This is a genomic window from Enterobacter sp. C4G1, assembly GCF_052886895.1.
The window spans coordinates 1,757,208-1,781,678 of sequence record NZ_JBQVVV010000002.1; the positions used below are offsets into that span (position 1 = coordinate 1,757,208).

The window sequence follows — 24,471 nt, forward strand, 5'->3', positions numbered from 1 at the left end:
GTTGATACCTCATCAGACAATGTCGTTCACGTTCAGCCAGCGGCCCTGTAGATGCGAGAGTGCAATCGCGTCCAGCACGCGAGACACTTTCCAGCCCTCTTCGAAGTCCGGCCACATCGGCGCGTCGGCGGCAATCCCGTCAACCAGGTCGCGCACCTCCACCGTTTTTTGATCGTTAAAGCCAATACCGTGGCCCGCGCCCATGCAGAACGCGGCGTAGTCCGGGTGTGACGGGCCAACGAGCAGCGTGCGGAACCCCTGACGGTTCACCGGATCGTCATGCAGATAGAGCTTCAGCTCAGCCATGCGCTCCTGGGTGAAACTGATAGCGCCTTTGGTCCCGGTGATGACGTACGACAGCCCCATCTTGCGGCCGCAGGCAACGCGTGAGGTTTCAATAACCCCCTGCGCCCCACCGGCAAAACGCACCATCGCGTGGGCCTGATCCTCGTTTTCGACGGAAATCATCTCCGACGATCCGGCCTTTGCCGGGCGTTCCGGGACCACGATCTTCAGGTCGCCGCAGACCTGCTCAATCTCCCCCACCAGGTACTGCGCCATATTGACGATATGCGCCGCCAGATCGCCCAGCGCCCCCAGCCCGGCAGTCTCTTTAAAGCAGTGCCAGTGAATGGGCGAAAGCGGGTCGGCCATATAGTCTTCGTTGTGGGTGCCGTAGAAATGGATCACCTCGCCAATCTCGCCACGCGCAATAATCTCTTTCGCCAGCTGCGCCGTCGGGTTCTTCATGTAGTTGAACCCCACCAGCGTTTTCACCCCTGCCCGCTTCGCGGCGTCGACCATCTCGCGCGCGTCGTGGGCATTCAGCGCCAGCGGCTTCTCCGAGTAGACGTGCTTGCCGTGGCGGATTGCCTCCAGCGCCATCTCTTTATGCAGATGGTTAGGCGAACAAATATCCACCACGTCAATGGCCGGGTCGGCCACCAGCGCCCGCCAGTCCCCGGTTGAACGGTTGAAGCCAAACGCCTGCGCACGCTCTGCCGCCAGCGTCGGGTTCACTTCGGCTACCATCTCGCGCACCAGCTTACCGCGCAGGTTGAATACCGTCGGAGCCTGGGCATAGGCGATGGCATGTGCCTTGCCGATATACCCGGTGCCAATCAATCCAATACGAACCTCTTTCATCGTGATCCTCACAGTGCGCCGCGACGGCTTTTGGCGTAGGTATCAAACGCCACCGCCAGAACGATAATTAATCCGGTGATAATTTGCTGGTAGTAGGCCGAGACGTTCATCAGCACCAGGCCGTTAATCAGAATACCCATGATGATGGAGCCGATAATGGTGCCGCCAATGCGCCCGTAACCGCCCATCAACGAGGTGCCGCCAATCACCACCGAAGCGATGACGCGCAGCTCAAAGGAGATCCCGGCGACCGCCTCGGCGCTCCCCAGACGCGCGCTCAGAATGAAGCCCGCCAGCCCCGCCAGACAGCCAATCAATACATACACGCTGACCAGCACGCGTTTGACGTTCACCCCCGCCAGGCGTGCCGCCTCCGGGTTACCGCCAATGGCGTAGACGAAGCGACCCCAGCGGGTTTTATGCAGCGCCAGATACCCGCCGATGGCAACGATGGCGAAGATCCAGATAGGAATGGAGATGCCGAGCAGCTCCCCGCGTCCCCACCAGCGGTAGCCAGGATCAAAACCAGCAATCGGCGCGCCGTCGTTAATCACCAGCGTGAGGCCGCGCCAGATGGTCATCCCGCCAAGGGTCACGATGAACGGCGGCAGGCGCAGGCGAGTCACGCCCAGACCGTGCAGGAAGCCAATCGCCGTACCCATGGCCAGACAAATCCCCAGCCCAATCAGCCAGCTCATGCCGCCCCAGGCGTTCGGGTCGACGGTGGTGAAGTTGTCGCCCTTAATCACGTACGCCGCGGTCATGGCGCACACCGCCAGAATGGAGCCCACGGAAAGGTCTATCCCGGCAGTCAGGATGACGAAGGTCATCCCCACAGCCATGATTCCGTAGATAGAGACTTCGGTCAGGATGTTGAAAATATTGCGTTCAGAGAAAAAATTACTGTTCTGCGACTGGAAGAAAATCAGCAGCAGGATCATGAAAATCAGTACCCCGAAGCGCTCAAAGAAGGCGATGGGATCGATGCGTCCGGCGCGTTTGACCGGGGCCTGTGTTTTAGAAATCATCTGCGTCATGAGAAACTCCGTTATGCCGCGTTCAGGGCGTTGTGGTTGATGGCCATCATCGTCATCAACCGTTCTTCATTAGCGTCGTCGCCGTGGATCTCGCCGGTCACCCGGCCTTCACTGAGCGTGATGATCCGGTCAGACACCGCCATCACTTCAGGCAGATCGGAGGAGATCACGATCACCGCCACGCCCTTTTTCGCCATATCAAACAGCACCTGGTGCACTTCTGATTTGGTCCCCACGTCGATGCCGCGCGTCGGTTCATCGACGATCAGCACCCGCGGGTTGAGCGCCATGCAGCGCGCGAGGATCACTTTTTGCTGGTTGCCGCCGGAGAGCTTGCGCACTTCCTGCTCGCTGTTGACCATTTTGATCTGCAGCGCTTTGCGGTAGGACTCAATCAGGTCGTCCTCTTTGCGGGTGTTCACGAACCAGCGCCACTGCAGGAGCGAGGAGAGGCAGGAGAGCGACAGGTTGTCGCGAATCGACAGCCCCAGCACCGCCCCCTCTTTTTTGCGGTCTTCCGGTACCAGCGCCACGCCCTGATCAAGGGCATTAAGCGGGTCGCGCGGCTGGTACGGCACGCCGTCCAGCTCAAAGCTGCCCGAGGTAAAGGCGTCTGCGCCAAACAGGCAGCGCGCCACCTCGGTGCGCCCTGCGCCCACCAGCCCGGCAATGCCTAAGACTTCCCCGGCGTGAACGTGGAAGCTGATGTCGTGCAGGGCAATGCCGTGCGGATCCAGCGGCGGTTTTTCGCGGCTCAGCCCCTTCACCGCCAGGCGGATGGGTTTATCTTCATGATGGGTTTCGCTGGCCGGACGGCGATTAAAGGCCACGTCGCGCCCGACCATCAGGCGGATCAGCTGTTCAACGTTGGTCTCTGCCACCGCGCCGGTGCCGGTGAAACGGCCGTCCTGGAAAACGGTGAAGCGATCGCAGAGCTGGAAAACTTCGTGCAGACGGTGGGTAACATAAATAATGCTCACACCGCGGTTTTTAAGCTCACGCACCACGCGGTGCAGGCTTTCCACCTCGCTGTCGCTCAGCGCGGCGGAAGGTTCATCCATAATGATTAACCTGGCGTTGAGGGTCAGCGCCCGGGCGATCTCCACCATCTGCTGCTGGGCCACGCTCAGACGGGCGACAGGCGTGGTTGGGGCGACGTTCAGCTGCAGGTAATCGAGAATGACCTGCGCCTCCTGATTTACCGCCTTTTCGTCGACGATCAGGTTACGCCTGCGCGGCTCACGCCCGAGAAACATGTTTTCCGCGACGGTCATGTTGGGCAGCAGGTTAAATTCCTGATAGATGGTGATAATGCCCTTGTTCTGCCGTGCCACCGGGGAATCGTCCACCGGCAGCGTTTCGCCGTTAAACCAGATATCGCCGCGCGTTTGCGGCTGCGCGCCCGCGAGCGCTTTCAGCAGCGTGGATTTTCCTGCCCCGTTTTCCCCCAGCAGGGCGTGAATTTCTCCGCTGCCGACGGTCAGTTGAGCGCTGCTCAGCGCCCAGACGCCGGAAAAGCTTTTGGCCAGGTCGGTCACTTTCAGTAAGGGTTGCGACATCAGTCTGCTCCTCCTTTAGAGTGAGCCGCCGCTTGCGCGGCGGCTGCGGACATATCAATTGCCAGCTTCGCCGATACGCTCAGCCTGTTGCAGGTTCTCTTTGGTGATAAGCGTCGGCGGGTAGTCTGCCCCGGTTATCGCTTTCTTCTCACGCACGCTGGCCACCAGCTGGCTCATCGCCGTCTGCACCGCAAAGCCCGGACGCTGATCCGCCGTTACCGCCAGCCAGCCGTCGCGCACGCGGGCCAGCGCCTCAGGAACGGCATCAAAACCAGTGACCAGAATTTCGCCCGGTTTCACGCCCTGGCTCTGAAGGGCTTCAATCGCCCCCAGCGCCATATCGTCGTTGGCGGAGAGGATCACCTGCGGACGTTTCGGCAGTGAAGGCAGGACGCTTTCAACAATGCGCATCCCTTCTGAACGCATCCAGTTGCCGGTCTGATCGGCGACGATCTTGTACTTATCCCCGCCCGCCTTCAGGCTGTCGCGGATCCCTTTAGTGCGTTCAATATTGGAAGAAGAGCCTGGCTGACCGGTGAGCAGAATAATGTCCGCGCCATTGGGGAATTTGGTTTTGACGAAGTCGCCAACCGCCTGGCCGCCTTTGTAATTGTTGGCGCCAAAGTGCGGCACTTTTTTCTGGCTGTCGACGGAGCGGTCAAGCGTAACGACCGGCAGCTTCGCATCCTGAATTTCATCCACCGCACTGGAGACCGCGTTCACGTCGTTCGGGGAGACGATAAAACCTTGCGCCCCACGAGTGATGGCGTTTTCCAGGTCAGCCACCTGTTTCGGTGAGCTGCCCTGCCCGTCCAGCACCTGAAGCTTCACGCCCATCTCTTTTGCGGCTTTCACCGCCGTGCGCTGCATGTGAACTTCAAACGGCATGGCCAGGTTTGGCGTGCTGAAAACAATTTGCTCGTTTTCGGCGAGAGCGGCCCCGGACGTCATGGCGATGAGGGCGGCTAAGATCAGTTTTTTCATTATTATGTCTCTCTGTGTAGGGTTGTTGTGTTTAGAGGACGATCTCGCGCTGGCTACGCAGCGATTCCAGCGCTTTATCCGCAAGGTACAGCGCACGTTCACCATCATCGCCGCTGCAATCAGGCACCGCTTCGCCGCGCAGAACCGCAACAAAGTGTTCCCATTCCGCGGCGTAAGCGGATTTGTAGCGTTGCAGGAAGAAGTGTTCCGGCAGCGCGCTGGTGCAGCCCTGTTGGCCGTAGTGCTGCACCTGGTTTTCAAGAATGTTGCCCGCGCACAGCAGCCCTTCGGAGCCGTGCAGTTCAAGGCGCTGGTCATAGCCATAAGAGGAGCGGCGGCTGTTAACAATGGTGGCCATCGCGCCGGAGGCATATTTCAGAACGATAAACGCGGTATCGATATCCCCCGCCTCGCCAATCGCCGGATCCACCAGGTTGCTGCCCTGGGCATATACCGATACCGGCTCTTCACCCATGATGAAGCGCGCCATATCAAAGTCGTGAATGGTCATATCGCGGAACATACCGCCGGAGACGCGCACGTACTCTGCAGGTGGCGGAGACGGATCGCGTGAGATGATCAGCAGTGATTCCGGTTTGCCGATGCGCCCGGCCTGGACGTCGGTTTTCACACGGCGGAACTGCGGGTCAAAGCGACGGTTAAAGCCGATGAACAACGGCACGTCGTACTCTTTGACCACTTTCAGGCAGTCGCGCACGCGGGCGAGGTCAAGGTGTACCGGCTTTTCACAGAAAATGGCCTTGCCGTGGCAGGCGGCCATTTCAATCAGGTCTGCGTGAGTATCGGTCGCGGAGGCGATCAGCACGGCGTGAACGTTAGGGTCGGTCATCGCTTCGTCAAGGCTCTGCTGGCGGGCCTGATACTGCGTCGCGAGGCGAGTGGCAAATTCCTGATTTGGGTCAACCACGGACCAGAGCGTGGTCGCGCTGTGGCTGGCGATGTTAGCTGCATGTACCTGGCCAATTCGGCCAGCGCCCAGTAAAGCAATGTTAAACATAACGGCTCCCGGTGTTGGTGAATGCTGTGAACTAACGACCCTATAAATAAAACATTTATTTCATTTTTATAAATAGTGAAAATTATGTTTTTGAGTGCGAGTTAACACTTTTGAGATGAATGAGATAAATTCTGTTATCAATCTCACAACATAGAAGGGAGGGCATCTTCCCCTCACCCCGGCCCTCTCCCCAAAGGGGCGAGGGAGAAAAGACAGCCCCGAGCCGCCCCCTCTCCCCAAGTGGGCCAGGGAGAAAAGGCCGCACCGAACCATCCCCTCTCCCCTTTGGGGAGAGGGTTAGGGTGAGGGGAAATGAAATGAAAATTTCGTTAAGGAGGGAAAACTTAATACTGACGGGCTTTTTTCACCTGCGCCTGCGTTTGCAGAGCAGCTTCGCGCACAGCAGATGACTCTGCCACCTGCGCATCGCCGGTTCGCCACCACGCGGCGTAATCGTGGGTCATGGTTTTCGGCAGCACTTTGATGTCCAGCAGCGTCGGTCCAGGATGCGCGCGTGACGCCTCAAGCGCCGCCAGCAGGCTTTGCTCATCGTTTACCCGCCACGCGCGGCAGCCGTAGCTTTCCGCGTTTTGCGCAAAATCGACCTTCACCAGCGGCCCGTCAAGCCGCCCGGTTTTTGGATTGCGCTGGCGGTTTTCCGTGCCAAAGCTGCCCATCCCGTGCCCCATTTGCAGGTTGTTAATGCAGCCAAAGCTGGCGTTATCAAACAGCAAAATGGTGACCTTAATCCCCTCCTGCACCGCGGTTTGCAGCTCGGAGTGCAGCATCATGTAGGAGCCGTCCCCCACCATGGCGTACACCGGCTGCTCTGGCCTGGCGAGCCTGGCACCAATGGCGGCCGCAATCTCGTAGCCCATGCAGGAATAGCCGTACTCCAGGTGATAGCTGTCCGGCGTTTTGACCTGCCAGAGACGCTGTAAATCTCCCGGCAGCGAACCGGCCGCGCCCACCACAATGGCGTTATCTTCAATATGCTGGTTGATCAGCCCCAGCACCCGCGTCTGGGTCAGGCGGGTGTTAAGCGTCTCGCCGTATTCCGTCAGTTGCGCATCCAGGTGCCCCGCCACTTCGGGTATATCTGCCGGATGCCACTGGCGATCCCACAGACGGCGGCACTCATCGCGCCAGGCAGATTGCGCCTGGGCAATCTCTTCTCCCCAGCCGCTGCGGTAATTCCTGAGCGCATGGTTCAGGGCCTTCAGCCCGGTCCGGGCATCAGCAATCAGCGCGGTGGCGTCGAGCTTCAGGGCGTCAAATTCGGCCACGTTCAGCAGCAGAAATTCGACGTCAGGATGGGAAAAGAGCGCCTTGGAGCCGGTGGTAAAATCCGTGAGGCGCGTACCGATGCCAATCACTAAATCCGCCTGCGGTGCAAGCTGGTTGGCAGCCATTCCGCCCGTCACACCCAACCCGCCCAGATTAAGTGGGTGGTCACTTACCAGCGCCCCCTTTCCGGCCTGGGTTTCGGCAAACGGCAGTTGTAACGTCTCGACAAATTCACGAAACGCCTCATGCGCGCCGGAGTATCGTACGCCGCCGCCGCACACTACCAGCGGACGACGCTTGCGGGCGATCAGCGCCTGAGCCTGCGCCAGACGCAGCGGGTCAGGCGGACGACGTTCGATGTGATGCACACGACGCGCGAAGAAGCTCAGGGGATAATCCCAGGCTTCGCCCTGCACGTCCTGCGGCAGGCAGATGGTCACCGCCCCGGTATTGGCGGGGTCAGTAAGCGTTCGCATCGCGCTTAACATTGCACTCATCAGCTGCTCCGGCCGGTTGATGCGGTCCCAGTAGCGGGAGACCGGGCGGAAGCAGTCGTTGGTGCTGATGCTGAGATCGTGATATTGCTCGATCTGCTGTAGCACCGGGTCCGGCTGGCGGCTGGCGTAGATATCACCGGGCAGCAGCAACAGCGGGATGCGGTTCGCCGTGGCGGTTGCCGCAGCGGTCACCATATTGGCGGCGCCCGGCCCGACGGAAGAGGTGACGGCAAAAATACGCTGACGGCGGTGCTGTTTGGCGAATCCCGTCGCCATATGGGCGATCCCCTGCTCATTGCAGCCCTGCATCACCTGCAAATGGCCGGGGTCCTGCTCCAGCGCCTGGCCAATACCGAGCACGTTGCCATGCCCGAAAATTGTGGCGATGCCCTCCACGAAGGGCGTTTCGTCGCCGTCAACGCTGACGTACTGTTGATTAAGGAACCGGACCAGCGCCTGAGCCATGGTCATACGTTCGGTTTGCATAAAACCTCCTGTCAGCCCAGCGTTGGCATGGAGAACGCAGCGCCTGTCTCCTGCTGCATTTCCGGCCAGCGCGCGGTGATGGTTTTCATTCGGGTGTAGAAACGCACGCCGTCGTTGCCGTGGACGTTGAGCGCACCAAAGATAGAGCGTTTCCAGCCACCGAAACTGTGGAATGCCATCGGCACCGGGATCGGCACGTTGACCCCCACCATGCCCGCCTGCACTTCTTCGCAGAAGCGGCGCGCACAGCCGCCGTCACGGGTGAAGATCGCCGAGCCATTACCATATTCATGGCGGTTAATCAGATCCACCGCACTGGCGTAATCTGCTACGCGCACCACAGAAAGCACCGGGCCGAAAATCTCTTCTTTATAGATGGTCATCTCCGGAGTGACGTTATCGAACAGCGTCGGCCCGACGAAATAGCCTTGTTCGTGCCCTTTCACGCTGAAGCCGCGACCGTCCACGCGAAGTTTCGCCCCCTGCGCTTCCCCGCTATCGATGTAGCCCAGCACTTTACTGCGGTGCGCGGAAGAGATAAGCGGACCCATTTCGTTTTCTGGCGACTGGTCCAGACCCGGCCCTACACGCAGCGCGGCAATCTGTTTTTCCAGCCGGGCGCAGAGGTCATCGGCCGTTTTATCACCCACCGCCAGCACCACCGAGAGCGCCATGCAGCGTTCCCCCGCTGCGCCGAAGCCTGCGCCCATAATGGCGTTGGCCGCCATCTCCATGTCCGCATCTGGCATTAAAATGCAGTGGTTTTTCGCGCCGCCCAGCGCCTGGCAGCGCTTACCGTGAGCGGACGCGGTCTGGTATATGTATTCCGCAATTGGCGTGGAGCCGACAAAGCTCACCGCCTGCACGCGCGGGTCGGTCAGGAGCACATCAACAGACTCTTTATCGCCCTGCACCACGTTGAACACGCCGTCCGGCAGGCCGGCCTCTTTCAGCAATTGCGCAAGTGCGAGCGCGAGAGAAGGATCTTTTTCCGACGGTTTCAGCACGAAGGTGTTACCGGTCGCCAGCGCAATCGGGAACATCCACATTGGTACCATCGCCGGGAAGTTAAACGGCGTGATCCCGACGCAGACCCCAAGCGGTTGCATCAGCGAGTGGCTGTCGACGCCGGTGCCTACGTTCGCAGAGTGTTCACCCTTTTGCAGATGCGGGATGCCGCAGGCAAATTCCACCACCTCCAGGCCACGGGTCAGTTCGCCCACCGCGTCAGAGAAGACCTTGCCGTGCTCTTCGCTGATGATGCGGGCCAGGCGCGCCATGTTCTCTTCCAGCAGCGCCTTGAAGCGGAACATCACGCGCGCGCGCTTAAGCGGAGCCTGACGCGCCCACGCCGGAAACGCCTGCTGCGCGGCGGCAATGGCCTGCCCGGTTTCCTGTGCCGTACTCATCACCACCTGGCGGATCTGCTCGCCAGTGGCCGGGTTGAAGATCGCCTGAACGCGCTGGCCTGAACCGGTGACACTTTCGCCGTGAATAAAATTCGCTACCGTCTCCATCCTTAACCTCTCGCTGTTGATACGTGATTGTTACCTGAACACTGTGTACTGAACACTATATATGAAACAAATATTCCATTTTAAGTTGAAATAAAATAAATGATGATTATTGTGATCAAGGATGGATTTTTATGTTAACAGCCAACAACACTGACGCAGCGTGCGCTATTAAGGGATTTCGGGCGAGGAAATGACTGAAGCTTCTGTTTCATTTTTGCTGCCAGATGGATGGCCGACATTTAAAAGACGCGGTTTTGCGTTTAGAATCATATGACTGTATTTGGGGGATAACATGACGACAGCAACCAGCCTGAACGAACTGCAGCAGCAAATCCGCGATCGCTACGATAGCCTGAGCAAGAGGCTGCAGCAGGTTTCCCGCTACGTGCTGGATAACACCAACAGCGTGGCCTTTGATACGGTTGCCGTTATTGCCGAGCGCGCCGATGTGCCGCCGTCGACGCTGATCCGCTTTGCCAACGCCTTTGACTTCACCGGGTTCAACGAAATGAAACAGCTGTTTCGCATGAACCTGGTGGAAGAAACCGCCAGCTACAGCGATCGCGCCCGGCTGTTTCGCGAAATGGAGAACGAGACCGTACCGGAAACGCCGCTCGATATCCTGCAGGAGTTCGCCCGTTCAAATGCACAGGCGCTACAGCAGCTGGCTGCCCGCGCCGAGCCGGAGATGCTGGAGCGCGCCGTTCAGCTGTTGGCCGATGCCGACACCATCTACATCGCCGGTTTACGTCGCTCCTTTAGCGTCGCCGCCTATCTGACCTACGCCCTGAGCCATCTGGAGTGCCGCCCTATTCTGCTAGACGGCATGGGCGGGATGCTGCGCGAACAGATCAGCCGCATTAAAGCGCGCGACATTGTGGTGTCGATCAGCTTCTCGCCTTACGCGGAAGAGACGGTGATGGTCAGCGAAACCGCTGCCAGCGTCGGCGCGCGGCAGATTGTGATTACCGACAGCCAGATTAGCCCGCTGGCGACGTTTAGCGATCTCTGCTTTGTGGTGAAAGAGGCGCAGGTGGATGCGTTCCGGTCTCAGTCAGCAACGCTGTGCCTGGTGCAGTCGCTGGTAGTGGCGCTGGCGTATAGATTGGGTGAGGGGAAGTAAGGAAATAAAAAACCCCCTGCACAGGCAGAGGGTTTTGGGGTTAGATCAGAGGAGGATTATTCCCACTCAATCGTAGCCGGTGGCTTACCGCTGATGTCATACACCACGCGGGAAATGCCGTTGACTTCGTTGATGATGCGGTTAGACACGCGCCCCAGGAAGTCGTACGGCAGGTGCGCCCAGTGTGCAGTCATGAAGTCGATGGTTTCTACCGCACGCAGGGAAACAACCCAGTCGTATTTACGGCCATCGCCCATCACGCCTACAGAGCGTACTGGCAGGAACACGGTGAACGCCTGGCTCACTTTGTTGTACAGGTCAGCTTTGTGCAGCTCTTCGATGAAGATAGCATCCGCACGACGCAGCAGGTCGCAGTACTCTTTCTTCACTTCGCCCAGCACACGCACGCCCAGACCTGGACCCGGGAACGGGTGACGGTAGAGCATATCGTACGGCAGACCCAGCTCCAGACCGATCTTACGCACTTCATCTTTGAACAGCTCACGCAGCGGTTCAACCAGACCCATCTTCATCTCTTTCGGCAGGCCGCCCACGTTGTGGTGAGATTTGATGACGTGTGCTTTACCGGTTGCTGAGGCAGCAGATTCGATAACGTCAGGGTAGATAGTGCCCTGTGCCAGCCATTTAACGTCTTCAAGCTTCAGCGCTTCTTCGTCGAACACTTCTACGAAGACGCGGCCAATGATTTTACGTTTGGCTTCTGGATCGTTTTCACCTTCCAGCGCATCGAGGAAGCGCTTCTCGCCTTCCACGTGAACGATGTTCAGACCGAAGTGGTCACCGAACATGTCCATAACCTGCTGGGCTTCGTTCAGGCGCAGAAGACCGTTGTCCACGAATACACAGGTCAGTTTTTTGCCAATAGCACGGTGCAGCAGCATCGCTGTCACGGAGGAGTCAACGCCACCGGACAGGCCAAGGATCACTTTGTCATCACCAACCTGCTGGCGAATACGCTCAACGGCGTCGTCGATGATTTTTGCCGGAGTCCACAGGGCTTCACACTGGCAGATGTCACGCACGAAGCGTTCCAGCATGCGCATCCCCTGGCGGGTGTGGGTCACTTCCGGGTGGAACTGTACGCCGTAGAAGCGTTTTTCTTCGTTTGCCATGATGGCGAACGGGCAGCTTTCGGTGCTGGCAACAGTCACGAAATCAGCCGGGATAGCGGTCACTTTGTCGCCGTGGCTCATCCACACGTCCAGCAGCGGTTTACCGTCTGCGGTCAGGGAGTCTTCGATACCACGTACCAGCGCGCTGTCGGTAACTACTTCAACCTGCGCATAGCCGAACTCACGCTCGTTAGAACCTTCAACGTGGCCGCCCAGCTGCATTGCCATGGTCTGCATCCCGTAGCACACGCCGAACACCGGAACGCCTGCTTCGAACACGTACTGCGGTGCGCGCGGGCTGTTGTCTTCGGTGGTGCTTTCCGGGCCGCCGGACAGGATGATGCCGCTTGGATTGAATTCGCGAATCTGTGCTTCCGTGACATCCCACGCCCACAGTTCACAGTAAACGCCCAGTTCACGCACGCGGCGCGCCACCAGTTGAGTGTACTGAGAACCGAAGTCCAGGATGAGAATGCGATGTTTATGAATGTTTTCCGTCATTGACGCTAATTCCGAGGCAAGTGAAACAGATTAAATAAATCGCCCGACACAAGGTCGGGCGAAGAAAATCAGGAGCCCAGACGATAGTTCGGGGACTCTTTAGTGATCGTCACGTCGTGAACGTGGCTCTCCTGGATACCCGCACCGCTGATACGTACGAATTCCGCTTTAGTACGCAGCAGGTCAATGGTACCACAGCCGGTCAGACCCATACAGGAGCGCAGGCCGCCCATCTGCTGGTGAATGATCTCTTTCAGACGGCCTTTATAGGCAACGCGACCTTCGATACCTTCCGGTACCAGTTTGTCAGCGGCGTTATCGGTCTGGAAGTAACGGTCAGAAGAGCCTTTGGACATCGCGCCCAGGGAACCCATACCGCGGTAAGATTTGTAAGAACGGCCCTGGAAGAGTTCGATTTCGCCCGGAGATTCTTCAGTACCGGCCAGCATGGAGCCTACCATTACGGCAGCAGCGCCAGCGGCGATGGCTTTAGCGATGTCACCAGAGAAGCGGATGCCGCCATCAGCGATAACCGGAACGCCGGTGCCTTCCAGCGCTTCAACCGCATCAGAAACGGCGGTGATCTGCGGAACGCCCACGCCGGTCACGATACGGGTAGTACAGATGGAGCCAGGGCCAATACCCACTTTCACCGCGCTGCAACCGGCTTCAGCCAGAGCACGAGCGCCTGCGCCAGTCGCCACGTTACCGCCAATGATTTGCAGGTCAGGATATTTCGCACGGGTGTCACGGATACGTTGCAGAACGCCTTCGGAATGGCCGTGAGAGGAGTCAATCAGCAGCACGTCAACGCCTGCCGCAACCAGCGCATCAACACGCTCTTCGTTGCCAGCACCCGCGCCAACCGCAGCACCTACGCGCAGACGGCCATGCTCGTCTTTACAGGCGTTTGGTTTACGTTCTGCTTTCTGGAAGTCTTTAACGGTGATCATGCCACGCAGGTGGAAGTTCGCATCCACAACCAGCGCTTTCTCAACGCGTTTTTCGTGCATTTTCGCGAAGACCACTTCACGTGTTTCGCCTTCGCGAACGGTCACCAGACGCTCTTTCGGCGTCATGTAAACGCTGACAGGCTGGTTCAGGTCGGTCACGAAACGCACGTCACGGCCGGTGATGATACCCACCAGTTCGTTGGCTTCAGTCACAACCGGGTAACCGGCAAAGCCGTTACGTTCGGTCAGGGCTTTAACTTCGTGCAGCGTGGTAGTTGGCAGAACGGTCTGTGGGTCGGTGACGATACCGGATTCATGTTTCTTCACGCGGCGAACTTCTTCAGCCTGACGCTCGATAGACATGTTTTTGTGAATAAAGCCAATGCCACCTTCCTGTGCCAGGGCGATAGCCAGGCGCGCTTCAGTCACGGTGTCCATTGCCGCAGAGAGCATAGGAATGTTCAGGCGAATGGTTTTAGTCAACTGCGTGCTGAGGTCGGCAGTATTCGGCAGAACGGTGGAGTGAGCGGGAACAAGGAGGACGTCGTCAAACGTCAGTGCTTCTTTAGCGATACGTAGCATGGGCAATATCTCTGACCTGGGTGGTTAAATATTGCCGTGGCATTATACAGAGCGTAACCGATTGCATCCACACTTTTTTATAAAAAATACTTGCGCTCCCCTCTCAGCAGGTTACTATCGACTGAATAACTTGCTGATTTAGAATTTGATCCCGCTCACATGTTATCCTCTCAAACCCCCTCAATTTTTACTGTCAGCCGCCTAAACCAAACGGTTCGTTTACTGCTTGAGCAGGAAATGGGGCAGGTCTGGATCAGTGGTGAAATCTCAAACTTCACCCAACCGTCATCCGGCCACTGGTACTTTACGCTAAAAGACGATACCGCCCAGGTACGCTGCGCGATGTTCCGCAACAGCAATCGTCGCGTTACCTTCCGCCCGCAGCATGGTCAGCAGGTTCTGGTTCGCGCCAATATCACCCTGTATGAACCGCGCGGCGACTACCAGATTATTGTCGAGAGTATGCAGCCTGCGGGTGAAGGCTTACTGCAACAGAAATACGAACAGTTAAAAGCTAAACTCTCCGCAGAAGGTCTGTTCGACCAGCAGTTCAAAAAACCGCTGCCCTCACCTGCGCACTGCGTGGGCGTTATCACCTCTAAGACCGGTGCGGCCCTGCACGATATTTTGCACGTGCTTAAGCGCCGTGATCCTTCCCTTCCGGTCATCATCTACCCGACAGCCGTTCAGGGTGACGATGCACCTGCGCAAATCGTCCGCGCAATAGAGCTGGCCAACGCGCGTCAGGAGTGCGACGTATTAATCGTCGGTCGCGGCGGCGGTTCGCTGGAAGACTTGTGGAGCTTTAACGACGAGCGGGTAGCACGGGCCATCTTTGCCAGCCTTATCCCGGTGGTGAGCGCCGTCGGGCATGAAACAGACGTGACAATCGCTGATTTTGTGGCGGATCTGCGCGCGCCTACGCCATCGGCGGCGGCAGAAGTGGTGAGCCGCAATCAGCTTGAGTTGCTGCGCCAGCTTCAGAACGGGCAGCAGCGTCTTGAAATGGCGATGGACTATTTCCTCGCGAATCGCACCCGCCGCTTTACGCAGCTTCATCATCGCCTGCAACAGCAGCACCCTCAGTTGCGTCTGGCGCGTCAGCAGACCGTGCTGGATCGCCTGCGCCAGCGGATGAACTTCGCCCTGGATAATCAACTTAAGCGCGCGGTATCACGCCAGCAGCGTGTGACCCAACGCCTGAACCAGCAAAACCCGCAGCCGAAAATTTATCGCGCGCAAACGCGTATTCAACAGCTGGAGTTTCGCCTGACAGAGAATCTGCGTGCACGACTGAGCAACACCCGTGAGCGCTTTGGAAATGCCGTGACCCATCTTGAGGCCGTCAGCCCGCTTTCCACGCTGGCGCGTGGCTACAGCGTGACAACCGCAACGGATGGCAAAGTGCTGAAGCAGGCCAAACAAGTGAAAGCCGGTGATGTGCTCACCACCCGCCTGTCAGATGGCTGGGTGGAAAGCGAAGTGAAAGGCGTAACCGTTGCCAAAAAAACGCGGAAGAAAAAGCCGGATTAAACCGGCACAAATTCCACGCGTTTTTTAGAGATTAACCCGTGGCCGTTCTGACAGAAATAATCCACTGCACCGCAGGCTTTTAGCACCTGGAGCGGCTTATGGCACTCCGGGCAGCGCGCTTCCAGCGCAATATCGTTGTTACACTGTTCACAGTGCGCCACACCGTTTTGTGGCTCCAGCTCTGCATGACAATCCGGGCAGATAATCGACATAGTGACTCCTTTAACCAGGTATTCATTACTGCGTTAATTTTATCACGATGCGCTTAATGAGGGCCACGCAGCTGTTGCTGTAATGTCAGCAAAAGCTCAACCTCTTCAATTCTGCGTTGCGTTGTGCGGGGCACTTCCTGCAGATCGCGTTCGAACAGACTTTGCGCCCCCAGAATATGTCCGGCCAGGCAGTGCTCATAGATGGAGCCAGGCATATGCCAGCGCTGAATGTCCTCACCATCAATATGTTCCAGAACATCTTCTGCACCGCGTCTGTCGTGGCTGATGATACGTCCATCGCGCAGATAAATCCGCAGCCCTTTTTGCCCGCCAGACGGCCCGGCATATTTGTTTAACCAGAGATCGACCGGCACGCCGCTGATCTGCCCCTGAAGGTATGCCTCGCCCTCTGCGGTGGTCAAATCCCCTTTTCTGATATCCCGCCCCAGACGGTCCTTTGCGGTCACCACCTGCAAGGCCATATCGCCCTTTCCCCCCAGATAGCGTAAGGTTTCACGAATCATCGCCAGCACATGCGTGCCAATATCCAGGATAACGCCGTCCGGGTGGCGAAGCGTGCGCGTATCCGGCTCGCCGGTGGCAAAGTTCAGCGCGATGGACTCACCCGCCGCGTTATACCCACTCGGCTCCTCAAGAAATCCTTCGATTCTGACAATATCAGTCACGGTGTCGACCAGCCCCTGCTGCACGGTACCGAGACGCGCCATCCAGTGATCGAGCGCCAGCGCACGGGAAGCCGCGCCGGGCAATGCCAGTAGTGTTTTCAGTTTTTCGATTTGGGCAAGCGTCGCGACGATAGGTTTTTCAACAACAATACGCGGGACCGGGGAAGCCAGCGCCTGCTCAAGCACCTCAAGATGGTGCAGGGAAGCCGTGGTGATAAACAGGGTATCGAGAGGTTGAGTGAGGAGTTCAGCAAGTGATGCGCATCGCGTCACGTCGGCGGGCTGTTTTGCGGGGTCAACATCAAAACCCAGACACTGTAGCGAGTCGCTAAAGCGAAGTCGTAAAGCAGGCAGGTATGCCGTTTCAACTACGGAGCCAAGTCCAACAAACCCTAACAGCATGTGCTTACCTCGTTGAGTAAATTGCCGGGGCATTACGCCTGCCCCGGCAACATCGAGGTTTTATCAGGCGTTAGCGGCCGGTTTAGTCTGAGTATTTTCCAGCATCCGGCGTACCGGAACAATGAGCACAATCAGTACCGCGGCACAAATCAGCAGTGCGACAGAACAGCGGGCAAACAGATCCGGCAGCATATTAAGCTGGTCGGCCTTCACATGCCCGCCAATCAGGCCAGCCGCCAGGTTGCCCAGCGCGCTTGCGCAGAACCACAGGCCCATCATCTGACCACGCATTCTTTCCGGTGCCAGCAGCGTCATGGTCGCCAGACCAATCGGGCTTAAGCACAGCTCACCCAGCGTCAGCATCAGAATACTGCCCACCAGCCAGAACGGAGAAACCCCCGCCCCACCGTTAGCCAGCACATTCTGCGCGGCCAGCATCATCAGGCCAAAGCCCGCTGCGGCACACAGAATGCCAATAACGAATTTGGTGATACTGCTCGGGCGAATGTTCATGCTCGCAAGCTTCGGCCATGCCCAGCTAAATACCGGCGCCAGAAGGATGATAAACAGGGCATTGACCGACTGGAACCACACCGCCGGGATCTCAAAATCGCCGATCATGCGGTTAGTGTAGTCGTTGGCAAACAAGTTGAACGAGGTTGGCTTTTGCTCAAACGCAGACCAGAAGAACGCCGCGGAAACCAGCAGGATGAAACACACCAGCAGTCTGGCGCGCTCTTTACGGCTGAGGCCGGCAAAAACAAACAGGTAGATGAAGTACAAAGCAACAGACGCGGCAATGACGTAAACCAGCGTACTGGCAACCGCAACCGGGTTAATGACAATCACACCCTGCGCAATCAGCGTCACAACAACAGCCACACCCACAGCCAGCGCCAGCAACCAGGCGCCCACGCCTTTTCGCTTCACTACCGGGCTGTTCCAGGTGGAATCCAGGCCAACTTCACTGTCGTAGCGTTTCATGGACGGAACGGCAAACACGCGGAAGATAACTAGCGCCACCAGCATCCCGATACCACCGATACCAAAGCCCCAGTGCCAGCCATGAGTTTTAATCAGCCAGCCGGAGATCAGCGGAGCAATGAACGACCCCATGTTGATGCCCATATAAAACAGCGAGAAACCGCCGTCACGGCGCGCATCGCCTTTTTTATACAGTGTACCGACCATCACCGAGATACAGGTTTTGAACAGGCCAGAGCCAAGCACAATAAACATCAGACCGATGAAGAACAGGTTATTCCCCATCACAGCAGACAGCGCGATCGAGAGGTGGCCGAGGGCGATCAGAATAGAGCCGTACCAGACGGCTTTTTGCTGGCCGAGCCAGTTATCTGCCAGCCAGCCACCCGGCAGCGCGGCGAGGTACATCGAGCCGGCAAAAATCCCCACGATGGCGGACGCGTTCTCACGTGCCAGCCCCATACCGCCGTCATAAACGGTTGCCGCCATAAACAGAATGAGTAACGGGCGGATACCGTAAAACGAGAAACGCTCCCACATTTCAGTAAAGAACAGTGAGCCAAGCGGATACGGATGGCCGAAGAACGTTCGGCTTTCTTTTTGATTAACAGAGGATTGCATAATTCTCCCGAAAGGTATGTCGTCGTGCTTGTAAACACCGCAAAACACGCCGACCAGTTATATATCTGGCCGATTTTTTGCCTGCGGCGAAGAGTTAATTAACCATTTGATAACCTGGTGCCAGTTTTGTCTAGTACCAACAGCAGGCCTTTAAGATGAAAGTTCGACAATCGTCTACTTTCTCAGATTTAAAATTGGCTAATAACGAATAGTGATTGACATCACACAGAGAAACATACGACAGGTTCAGACGAAAAAAAACCCGCGAAATACGCGGGTTATATGAAAGCAGGCAATGATTATTTGCTTTTCTTGATGTGCTTAATCAAACGCTTACGCTTACGCATCTGGTTTGGCGTCAGGGTATTGCGCTTGTTGGCAAACGGGTTATCCCCTTCCTTGAACTGGATACGGATAGGTGTGCCCATCACATCCAGCGATTTACGGAAGTAGTTCATCAGATAACGTTTGTAGGAATCCGGCAGATCTTTCACCTGGTTACCGTGGATAACCACGATTGGCGGGTTATAACCACCGGCGTGAGCGTATTTCAGCTTCACGCGACGACCACGCACCAACGGCGGCTGATGGTCTTCTGCTGCCATATTCATGATACGGGTCAGCATCGCGGTGCTCTGACGACGGGTTGAGCTGTCGTAGGCTTCGCGAACGGAATCGAACAGGTTACCCACGCCGCTACCGTGCAGCGCAGAAATAAAGTGCACACGCGCGAAGTCAATAAAGCCCAGACGGAAGTCCAGCGTCTCTTTCACCTGCTCACGCACTTCATTGCTCAGGCCGTCCCACTTGTTGACGACGATAACCAGTGAGCGCCCGCTGTTGAGGATAAAGCCCAGCAGCGACAGATCCTGATCGGAGATCCCTTCGCGCGCATCGATAACCAGCAGCACCACGTTGGCATCTTCAATTGCCTGTAGGGTTTTGATAACGGAGAATTTTTCCACCACATCGGTGATTTTCCCGCGTTTACGCACACCGGCAGTATCGATAAGTACGTACTCACGTTCATCGCGCTGCATCGGGATGTAGATACTGTCACGCGTGGTGCCAGGCATGTCGTAAACGACCACGCGCTCTTCACCCAGAATACGGTTAGTAAGCGTAGACTTACCTACGTTTGGACGGCCCACAATCGCCAGCTTAATAGGCAGATCCTGCGGGTTGAATGCCTCTTCAGGCTCTTCCTCTTCGCCCTCTGCAGCTGCTTCGAACTGCGCCCAGTATTCAGCGTCTTCGTCCACTTCCTCCGGCGGGTTCACTTCGTCAACCCACGGCAGCAGAACGGTTTCGAGCAGGCTGGTCACGCCACGGCCATGAGAGGCCGCGATTGGGTAGATCTCACCCAGACCTAAGGACCAGAAATCAGCAACCGCCTGATCGGCATCGATGCCGTCAGTTTTATTCGCCACCAGGAAGGTTGGCTTTTCACGCGCGCGCAGATGTTTGGCGATAGCGGAGTCTGCTGGCATCAGGCCAGCACGGGCATCAACCATAAACAGAACAACGTCTGCTTCTTCGATTGCCAGCAAAGACTGTTCCGCCATACGGGTTTCGACGCCGTCCTCTGTCCCATCAATACCGCCAGTATCGATGCAGATGAACTCACGCCCCTCCACTTCTGCACGACCGTACTTACGGTCACGCGTCAGCCCCGGGAAATCCGCAACCAGCGCATCACGGGTGCGTGTTAAACGGTTAAAAAGAGTGGATTTTCCAACGTTAGGGCGCCCGACAAGCGCGACCACAGGTACCATGTTTGAAGCCTCATAAAATTCAAAATCACGTCGCTTTCGCGGCGTTTTTAAAAAAGTCAAAACGGCCCCTGAGTTAACAGGAGCCGTTTAGTATACAACAACCGCTGAATAATTAACGCGTGATCGCGTACAGCGTGCCGTCTTTTGCCTGGATCAGCAGTTTGCCATCAGCCACAACTGGTTCCGTCAGGAAGCCAGAGCTGTCAACTTTTTGCTGAGCAGTGAAGCGACCCGTTTCTGGGTCAATCCAGTGCATATAACCTTCGCTATCACCGACAACCAGGCTGCCGTTATACAGCGCCGGAGCCGTCAGCAGACGGTGCAGCAGATCGCTTTGCGTCCACAGCGTTACGCCACCTTCGGTGTTCAGTGCCAGCAGGCGATCGTTCTGATCAACCATATAAATACGGTTGCCATCAACGATGAAATCATTAACAGAGCCCAGCTCACGTTTCCACATGATCTGGCCGCTGCGCAGGTCCAGCGCGGTCAGGTTACCATTATAAGCCAGCGCGTAAACCACGCCATTGACGATAACCGGCGTTGTGTCCACGTCGCTCAGGCGGTCAATTTCAGTTGAACCGGTTGCCTGAGAGATACGCTGCTGCCAAATCATCTGGCCCTGCTGCATCAGTACCGCACTGACACGACCATTGTCGCCGCCAACAATCGCCGCGCCAAAAGCAGATGCCGGAGCAGATTCACCGCGCAGAGACAGTGAAGGCATATCCAGGTTTACCGTCCATTTCACCAGACCGTCGGCTTCGTTCAGCGCCTGCAACTGGCCGTTGCTGGTGTGGATTAGAACCAGACCATCGCTCACAACCGGGCGGGACAGCGATTCGCCAGCCACCGTGGTTTGCCATGCGATTGAGCCATCACTGGTGTTCAGCGCGTAAACCTGCGCTTTTTCACTGCCCACATAGACGTGGCCGCCAGCAACCGTCAGGCCGCCAGAGAGCAGTGCAGGCTTACGGGAGAACCAGCCATCTTTTTCCGCCAGATTAACGGACCACACTTCTTTTCCGTCGTCGGAATTAAGTGCTTTTACCGTGCCTTTACGGTCAGCCGCATAGACAACGCTGTCAGCAAATGCCGGGTGCAGGTTGGAATAAAATTCACCAATACCGTCACCGACGGAAGAGCTCCACGCGGTTGACGGGGTAAACTGGTTTTCAACCGTTGGCAGCGGGGACATTTTTACAACATCTTCTTCGCCACTGAACAGTGAACAGCCACTCAATAACGTAACAGAAAGCAGTCCTGGCAGAAGTAATTTACGCAATTGCATCGGGTCCCTCTCAGACGGACAAATTATTTATTTTCATCTGCATCATTTCGCTCAGCGCAGGTGAAGCTTTGCTATCTACGCCAGCTTGCCACGCTTTACGCGCGCCCTCTTTGTCACCTTTGCTCAGCAGTGCTTCACCGCGCAGGTCGGCAACAATGGCCGCAAAGCCTTCACCTTTGATGGTATCGAGCGTTTTCAGCGCATCATCGGCTTTTTTCTGCTGAACCTGGATACGCGCCAGACGCATGTTTATGACCGCTTTCAGGTTCTCATCACTCGCCGCAGCAAGGCCTTGTGACAGCTGTGCTACTGCTTTATCCAGCTCATTTTTATCAACAAACTGCTGCGCGACTTCCAGTGCGGCCAGCGCACCGTAGGTGTTTTTGTTTTCAGCAGAAAATTTCTCGGCAGCGGTCAGCGTTTGCGGCTGATCGGCACGAATAGCGCTGATGGTATTTTCATACGCCAGAGAAGCGCCACGCGCGGAATCAGCCTGATGACCGTTCCAGAAACGCCAGCCCACTAACGCACCCACACCCAAAATTACCCCAACAGCCAGTGCTTTGCCGTTTTCGGCAAAGAAGCGTTTAATCGCATCAACCTGGTCGTTTTCGTTCTCGTAAATTTCCACGCAGTTCTTCTCCTTAGGAAGTCAAAGTGCGCAAGTGCGCCGCAACGCCATCCTGCGTTACCGTTGTTTGCTCACCAGAGCGCAGGTCTTTAACCACCACTTCGCCGTTAGCCACTTCAGACTCACCCAGCACCAGTGCAATACTTGCGCCCCACTTATCGGCACGAGCAAACTGTTTTTTGAAGTTGCCGCCGCCATGGTTGGTCATCAGCTTAACGCCCGGCAGTTCGTCACGAACACGTTCGGCAAGCTGCATTGCCGCAGACTGCGTATCCGCGCCTGAGGCCACCAGGTATATATCGACAACGGAATCTGCTTTAAATTCCGGATTAACTGCCTGAACCAGCAAAACAAGTCGCTCAAGACCCATTGCAAAACCAACGGCAGGTGCCGCACGGCCACCAAGCTGTTCAACCAGACCGTCATAACGACCGCCTGCACATACTGTTCCCTGTGAGCCGAGGCTGCTCGTCACCCACTCGAAAACGGTACGGTTGTAGTAATCCAGACCACGCACCAGACGCTGGTTGACGGTATAAGCAATGCCTGCTGCTTCCAGCAGTTTGCACAGACCCGCGAAGTGCTCGCGAGAATCATCGTCCAGGTAATCACCCAGCGCAGGTGCATCGTTCAACAGCGCCTGAACTTCCGGGTTTTTAGAATCAAGAACACGCAACGGATTGCTGTACATGCGACGTTTGCAGTCTTCGTCCAGCGACTCTTTATGCTGTTCCAGGAACGCAACCAGTGCATCGCGATAGTTCGCACGCGCTTCCAGAGAACCGATAGAGTTCAGCTCCAGAGAAACATGCTCAGAAATACCGAGCGCGCGCCACCAGCGGGCTGTCAGCAAAATCAGTTCGGCATCGATGTCCGGGCCTTGCAGACCAAAGACTTCAACACCCAGCTGGTTGAACTGGCGGTAACGACCTTTCTGTGGACGTTCGTGGCGGAACATCGGGCCGATGTACCACAGGCGCTGCTCCTGATTGTACAGGAGACCATGTTCGATGCCGGCGCGTACGCAGCCCGCCGTACCTTCCGGACGCAGTGTCAAGCTGTCGCCGTTGCGGTCCTCAAAGGTATACATCTCTTTTTCAACCACGTCGGTCACTTCACCGATCGCGCGTTTGAATAACGGGGTCTGCTCTACAATCGGCAAACGGATTTCGCTGTAACCGTAGCTGCCGAGCACCTGTTTCAGTGTGCCTTCAATGCGCTGCCAGATGGCGGTTTCGCCAGGCAGATAATCGTTCATGCCGCGGATGGCTTGAATGTTTTTTGCCACGTTTATTCTCTTTCTATATACAAAAAAGAACCCAAAGAATGGGTTCAATCATACATGGGAAGCGAGCGGCTTCCCATCACGTTATTTTTCAACCTGCTGAATGCTGATACGCTGCGCTTCATCCATCATCGTGGCTTTGGCGCGAATGCGGGCTTCAAGCTGATCGATCATGTCGCTATTATCCAGACGATCTTTACGAATGCCATCTTCATAGAGACCACTTTTCTTGTTACCACCGGTCACGCCCAGCGTAGACACGAGCGCTTCACCCGGGCCATTCACCACACAACCGATAATGGACACATCCATCGGAGTGATAATGTCTTCCAGGCGCTGCTCAAGGGCATTCACCGTACCGATGACGTCAAACTCCTGACGCGAACAGGTTGGGCAGGCAATAAAGTTGATCCCACGCGCACGGATACGCAGTGATTTCAGGATATCGAAACCGACTTTGATCTCTTCAACCGGATCGGCTGCCAGAGAGACACGCAGAGTGTCGCCGATCCCTTCCGAGAGCAGCAGCCCCAGACCGATCGCCGATTTTACGGAACCGCTACGCAGGCCGCCAGCTTCGGTGATCCCCAGGTGCAGCGGCTGATCGATCTGCTTTGCCAGCAGTCGATAAGATTCCACCGCCAGGAACACATCAGAAGCTTTTACGCTGACTTTGAACTGATCGAAGTTAAGACGATCCAGATGATCCACATGGCGCATAGCGGACTCAAGCAGCGCCTGCGGCGTCGGTTCGCCATACTTTTCTTGCAGATCTTTTTCCAGTGAACCGGCGTTTACACCGATACGGATTGGAATATTTTTGTCTCGCGCGCAGTCCACTACCATACGGATACGTTCTTCGTTACCGATGTTGCCTGGGTTGATGCGCAGGCAGTCAACGCCATATTCGGCGACTTTAAGTGCAATACGGTAGTCGAAGTGAATATCTGCAACCAGCGGAACACTGACCTGTTGTTTGATCAGTTTGAAGGCCTCGGCGGCATCCATGGTTGGCACGGAAACGCGGACAATGTCCGCACCGACGCGTTCTAATGCTTTGATTTGATTGACCGTTGCTTCCACATCTGTGGTGCGCGTGTTGGTCATCGACTGGACGGCGATAGGAGCCCCATCGCCAATTGGCACATTCCCAACGTAAATCCGTTTCGATTTTCTACGTTGAATCGGAGCCTGGTTATGCATGAAAAATCTCCCGCGTTGCCCGTCT

Annotated in this window: 19 protein-coding genes; 2 read left to right on the top strand and 17 right to left on the bottom strand. The window is 56.6% G+C overall.

The genetic code is table 11. The features are described 5' to 3' along the window. Window positions 1-12: 12 nt before the first annotated feature. The 7 genes from ACT9TW_RS22210 to ACT9TW_RS22240 all read right to left on the bottom strand — a co-directional run bounded on the left by ACT9TW_RS22210 (window position 13) and on the right by ACT9TW_RS22240 (window position 9,531). On the bottom strand, window positions 13-1,146 hold the full coding sequence (locus tag ACT9TW_RS22210; protein ID WP_446493717.1) for a Gfo/Idh/MocA family protein: 1,134 nt from the start codon (window positions 1,144-1,146) through the stop codon (window positions 13-15). Window positions 1,147-1,154: 8 nt separating this feature from the next. Then, complete coding sequence (locus ACT9TW_RS22215; protein ID WP_010433895.1) at window positions 1,155-2,183, bottom strand: ABC transporter permease; 1,029 nt, start codon at window positions 2,181-2,183, stop codon at window positions 1,155-1,157. A gap of 11 nt (window positions 2,184-2,194) precedes the next feature. Further along, window positions 2,195-3,742, bottom strand: a complete 1,548-nt coding sequence (locus ACT9TW_RS22220) for a sugar ABC transporter ATP-binding protein (RefSeq protein ID WP_446493718.1) — start codon at window positions 3,740-3,742, stop codon at window positions 2,195-2,197. A 54-nt stretch (window positions 3,743-3,796) separates the two neighbouring features. Beyond that, entirely contained in the window at window positions 3,797-4,726 is a 930-nt protein-coding gene (locus ACT9TW_RS22225; RefSeq protein ID WP_436353629.1) for a sugar ABC transporter substrate-binding protein, read from the bottom strand. Between the two features lie 31 nt (window positions 4,727-4,757). Further along, window positions 4,758-5,744: an inositol 2-dehydrogenase gene (iolG, locus tag ACT9TW_RS22230; RefSeq protein ID WP_446493719.1), complete on the bottom strand. Its 987-nt coding sequence runs from the start codon at window positions 5,742-5,744 to the stop codon at window positions 4,758-4,760. Between the two features lie 344 nt (window positions 5,745-6,088). Continuing rightward, the gene (gene iolD, locus ACT9TW_RS22235) at window positions 6,089-8,014 is read right to left on the bottom strand and encodes a 3D-(3,5/4)-trihydroxycyclohexane-1,2-dione acylhydrolase (decyclizing) (RefSeq protein WP_446493720.1); all 1,926 of its coding nucleotides are present in this window, start codon (window positions 8,012-8,014) and stop codon (window positions 6,089-6,091) included. 11 nt (window positions 8,015-8,025) lie between these two features. Further along, on the bottom strand, window positions 8,026-9,531 hold the full coding sequence (locus ACT9TW_RS22240) for a CoA-acylating methylmalonate-semialdehyde dehydrogenase (RefSeq protein WP_446493721.1): 1,506 nt from the start codon (window positions 9,529-9,531) through the stop codon (window positions 8,026-8,028). 292 nt (window positions 9,532-9,823) lie between these two features. On the opposite strand from ACT9TW_RS22240, the gene ACT9TW_RS22245 reads away from it, so the two are divergent. Continuing rightward, window positions 9,824-10,654: a MurR/RpiR family transcriptional regulator gene (locus tag ACT9TW_RS22245; protein WP_014071319.1), complete on the top strand. Its 831-nt coding sequence runs from the start codon at window positions 9,824-9,826 to the stop codon at window positions 10,652-10,654. A gap of 56 nt (window positions 10,655-10,710) precedes the next feature. On the opposite strand, the gene guaA is transcribed toward ACT9TW_RS22245, so the two are convergent. Together guaA and guaB are read right to left on the bottom strand one after the other, a co-directional pair. After that, window positions 10,711-12,288, bottom strand: a complete 1,578-nt coding sequence (gene guaA, locus ACT9TW_RS22250; protein WP_446493722.1) for a glutamine-hydrolyzing GMP synthase — start codon at window positions 12,286-12,288, stop codon at window positions 10,711-10,713. Window positions 12,289-12,356: 68 nt separating this feature from the next. Next, complete coding sequence (gene guaB, locus ACT9TW_RS22255) at window positions 12,357-13,823, bottom strand: IMP dehydrogenase (RefSeq protein ID WP_014071321.1); 1,467 nt, start codon at window positions 13,821-13,823, stop codon at window positions 12,357-12,359. 159 nt (window positions 13,824-13,982) lie between these two features. Here guaB and xseA point away from each other — a divergent pair, with 159 nt between their 5' ends. Continuing rightward, a complete protein-coding gene (xseA, locus tag ACT9TW_RS22260) occupies window positions 13,983-15,356 on the top strand; it encodes an exodeoxyribonuclease VII large subunit (RefSeq protein ID WP_446493723.1) in 1,374 nt (457 codons plus the stop codon). Here xseA and ACT9TW_RS22265 read toward each other — a convergent pair. From ACT9TW_RS22265 to ispG, 8 genes are all read right to left on the bottom strand, one after another. After that, window positions 15,353-15,568: a zinc ribbon domain-containing protein gene (locus tag ACT9TW_RS22265; protein WP_014071323.1), complete on the bottom strand. Its 216-nt coding sequence runs from the start codon at window positions 15,566-15,568 to the stop codon at window positions 15,353-15,355. The two genes, xseA and ACT9TW_RS22265, sit on opposite strands and share 4 nt — an antisense overlap. Window positions 15,569-15,621: 53 nt before the next feature. Beyond that, window positions 15,622-16,656 (bottom strand): Gfo/Idh/MocA family oxidoreductase, encoded by a 1,035-nt coding sequence (locus ACT9TW_RS22270; protein WP_446493724.1) that lies wholly within the window; start codon window positions 16,654-16,656, stop codon window positions 15,622-15,624. Window positions 16,657-16,719: 63 nt separating this feature from the next. Then, window positions 16,720-18,261, bottom strand: a complete 1,542-nt coding sequence (locus ACT9TW_RS22275; protein WP_446493725.1) for a peptide MFS transporter — start codon at window positions 18,259-18,261, stop codon at window positions 16,720-16,722. A 299-nt stretch (window positions 18,262-18,560) separates the two neighbouring features. After that, window positions 18,561-20,036 carry a ribosome biogenesis GTPase Der gene (der, locus tag ACT9TW_RS22280; RefSeq protein ID WP_182062058.1) on the bottom strand — a complete coding sequence of 492 codons (1,476 nt, stop codon included), beginning with the start codon at window positions 20,034-20,036 and terminating at the stop codon, window positions 18,561-18,563. A gap of 112 nt (window positions 20,037-20,148) precedes the next feature. Next, on the bottom strand, window positions 20,149-21,327 hold the full coding sequence (gene bamB / locus ACT9TW_RS22285) for an outer membrane protein assembly factor BamB (RefSeq protein WP_014071330.1): 1,179 nt from the start codon (window positions 21,325-21,327) through the stop codon (window positions 20,149-20,151). A gap of 10 nt (window positions 21,328-21,337) precedes the next feature. Beyond that, window positions 21,338-21,958, bottom strand: coding sequence for a YfgM family protein (locus ACT9TW_RS22290; protein ID WP_014071331.1), 621 nt, complete (start codon window positions 21,956-21,958; stop codon window positions 21,338-21,340). 13 nt (window positions 21,959-21,971) lie between these two features. After that, window positions 21,972-23,246: a histidine--tRNA ligase gene (hisS, locus tag ACT9TW_RS22295; protein ID WP_446493726.1), complete on the bottom strand. Its 1,275-nt coding sequence runs from the start codon at window positions 23,244-23,246 to the stop codon at window positions 21,972-21,974. Window positions 23,247-23,327: 81 nt separating this feature from the next. Beyond that, a complete protein-coding gene (ispG, locus tag ACT9TW_RS22300; protein WP_014071333.1) occupies window positions 23,328-24,446 on the bottom strand; it encodes a flavodoxin-dependent (E)-4-hydroxy-3-methylbut-2-enyl-diphosphate synthase in 1,119 nt (372 codons plus the stop codon). Between the last annotated feature and the right edge of the window lie 25 nt (window positions 24,447-24,471).

Excerpts from the sequence above, each read along its gene's own strand:
- ACT9TW_RS22225 (WP_436353629.1), bottom strand. The coding sequence starts at position 4,726 with ATGAAAAAACTGATCTTAGCCGCCCTCATCGCCATGACGTCCGGGGCC.
- bamB (WP_014071330.1), bottom strand. The coding sequence starts at position 21,327 with ATGCAATTGCGTAAATTACTTCTGCCAGGACTGCTTTCTGTTACGTTA.
- ACT9TW_RS22210 (WP_446493717.1), bottom strand. The coding sequence starts at position 1,146 with ATGAAAGAGGTTCGTATTGGATTGATTGGCACCGGGTATATCGGCAAG.
- ACT9TW_RS22245 (WP_014071319.1), top strand. The coding sequence starts at position 9,824 with ATGACGACAGCAACCAGCCTGAACGAACTGCAGCAGCAAATCCGCGAT.
- ACT9TW_RS22275 (WP_446493725.1), bottom strand. The coding sequence starts at position 18,261 with ATGCAATCCTCTGTTAATCAAAAAGAAAGCCGAACGTTCTTCGGCCAT.
- ACT9TW_RS22265 (WP_014071323.1), bottom strand. The coding sequence starts at position 15,568 with ATGTCGATTATCTGCCCGGATTGTCATGCAGAGCTGGAGCCACAAAAC.
- ACT9TW_RS22240 (WP_446493721.1), bottom strand. The coding sequence starts at position 9,531 with ATGGAGACGGTAGCGAATTTTATTCACGGCGAAAGTGTCACCGGTTCA.
- iolG (WP_446493719.1), bottom strand. The coding sequence starts at position 5,744 with ATGTTTAACATTGCTTTACTGGGCGCTGGCCGAATTGGCCAGGTACAT.
- ACT9TW_RS22270 (WP_446493724.1), bottom strand. The coding sequence starts at position 16,656 with ATGCTGTTAGGGTTTGTTGGACTTGGCTCCGTAGTTGAAACGGCATAC.
- der (WP_182062058.1), bottom strand. The coding sequence starts at position 20,036 with ATGGTACCTGTGGTCGCGCTTGTCGGGCGCCCTAACGTTGGAAAATCC.
- guaA (WP_446493722.1), bottom strand. The coding sequence starts at position 12,288 with ATGACGGAAAACATTCATAAACATCGCATTCTCATCCTGGACTTCGGT.
- xseA (WP_446493723.1), top strand. The coding sequence starts at position 13,983 with ATGTTATCCTCTCAAACCCCCTCAATTTTTACTGTCAGCCGCCTAAAC.
- guaB (WP_014071321.1), bottom strand. The coding sequence starts at position 13,823 with ATGCTACGTATCGCTAAAGAAGCACTGACGTTTGACGACGTCCTCCTT.
- ACT9TW_RS22215 (WP_010433895.1), bottom strand. The coding sequence starts at position 2,183 with ATGACGCAGATGATTTCTAAAACACAGGCCCCGGTCAAACGCGCCGGA.
- ACT9TW_RS22220 (WP_446493718.1), bottom strand. The coding sequence starts at position 3,742 with ATGTCGCAACCCTTACTGAAAGTGACCGACCTGGCCAAAAGCTTTTCC.
- ispG (WP_014071333.1), bottom strand. The coding sequence starts at position 24,446 with ATGCATAACCAGGCTCCGATTCAACGTAGAAAATCGAAACGGATTTAC.
- iolD (WP_446493720.1), bottom strand. The coding sequence starts at position 8,014 with ATGCAAACCGAACGTATGACCATGGCTCAGGCGCTGGTCCGGTTCCTT.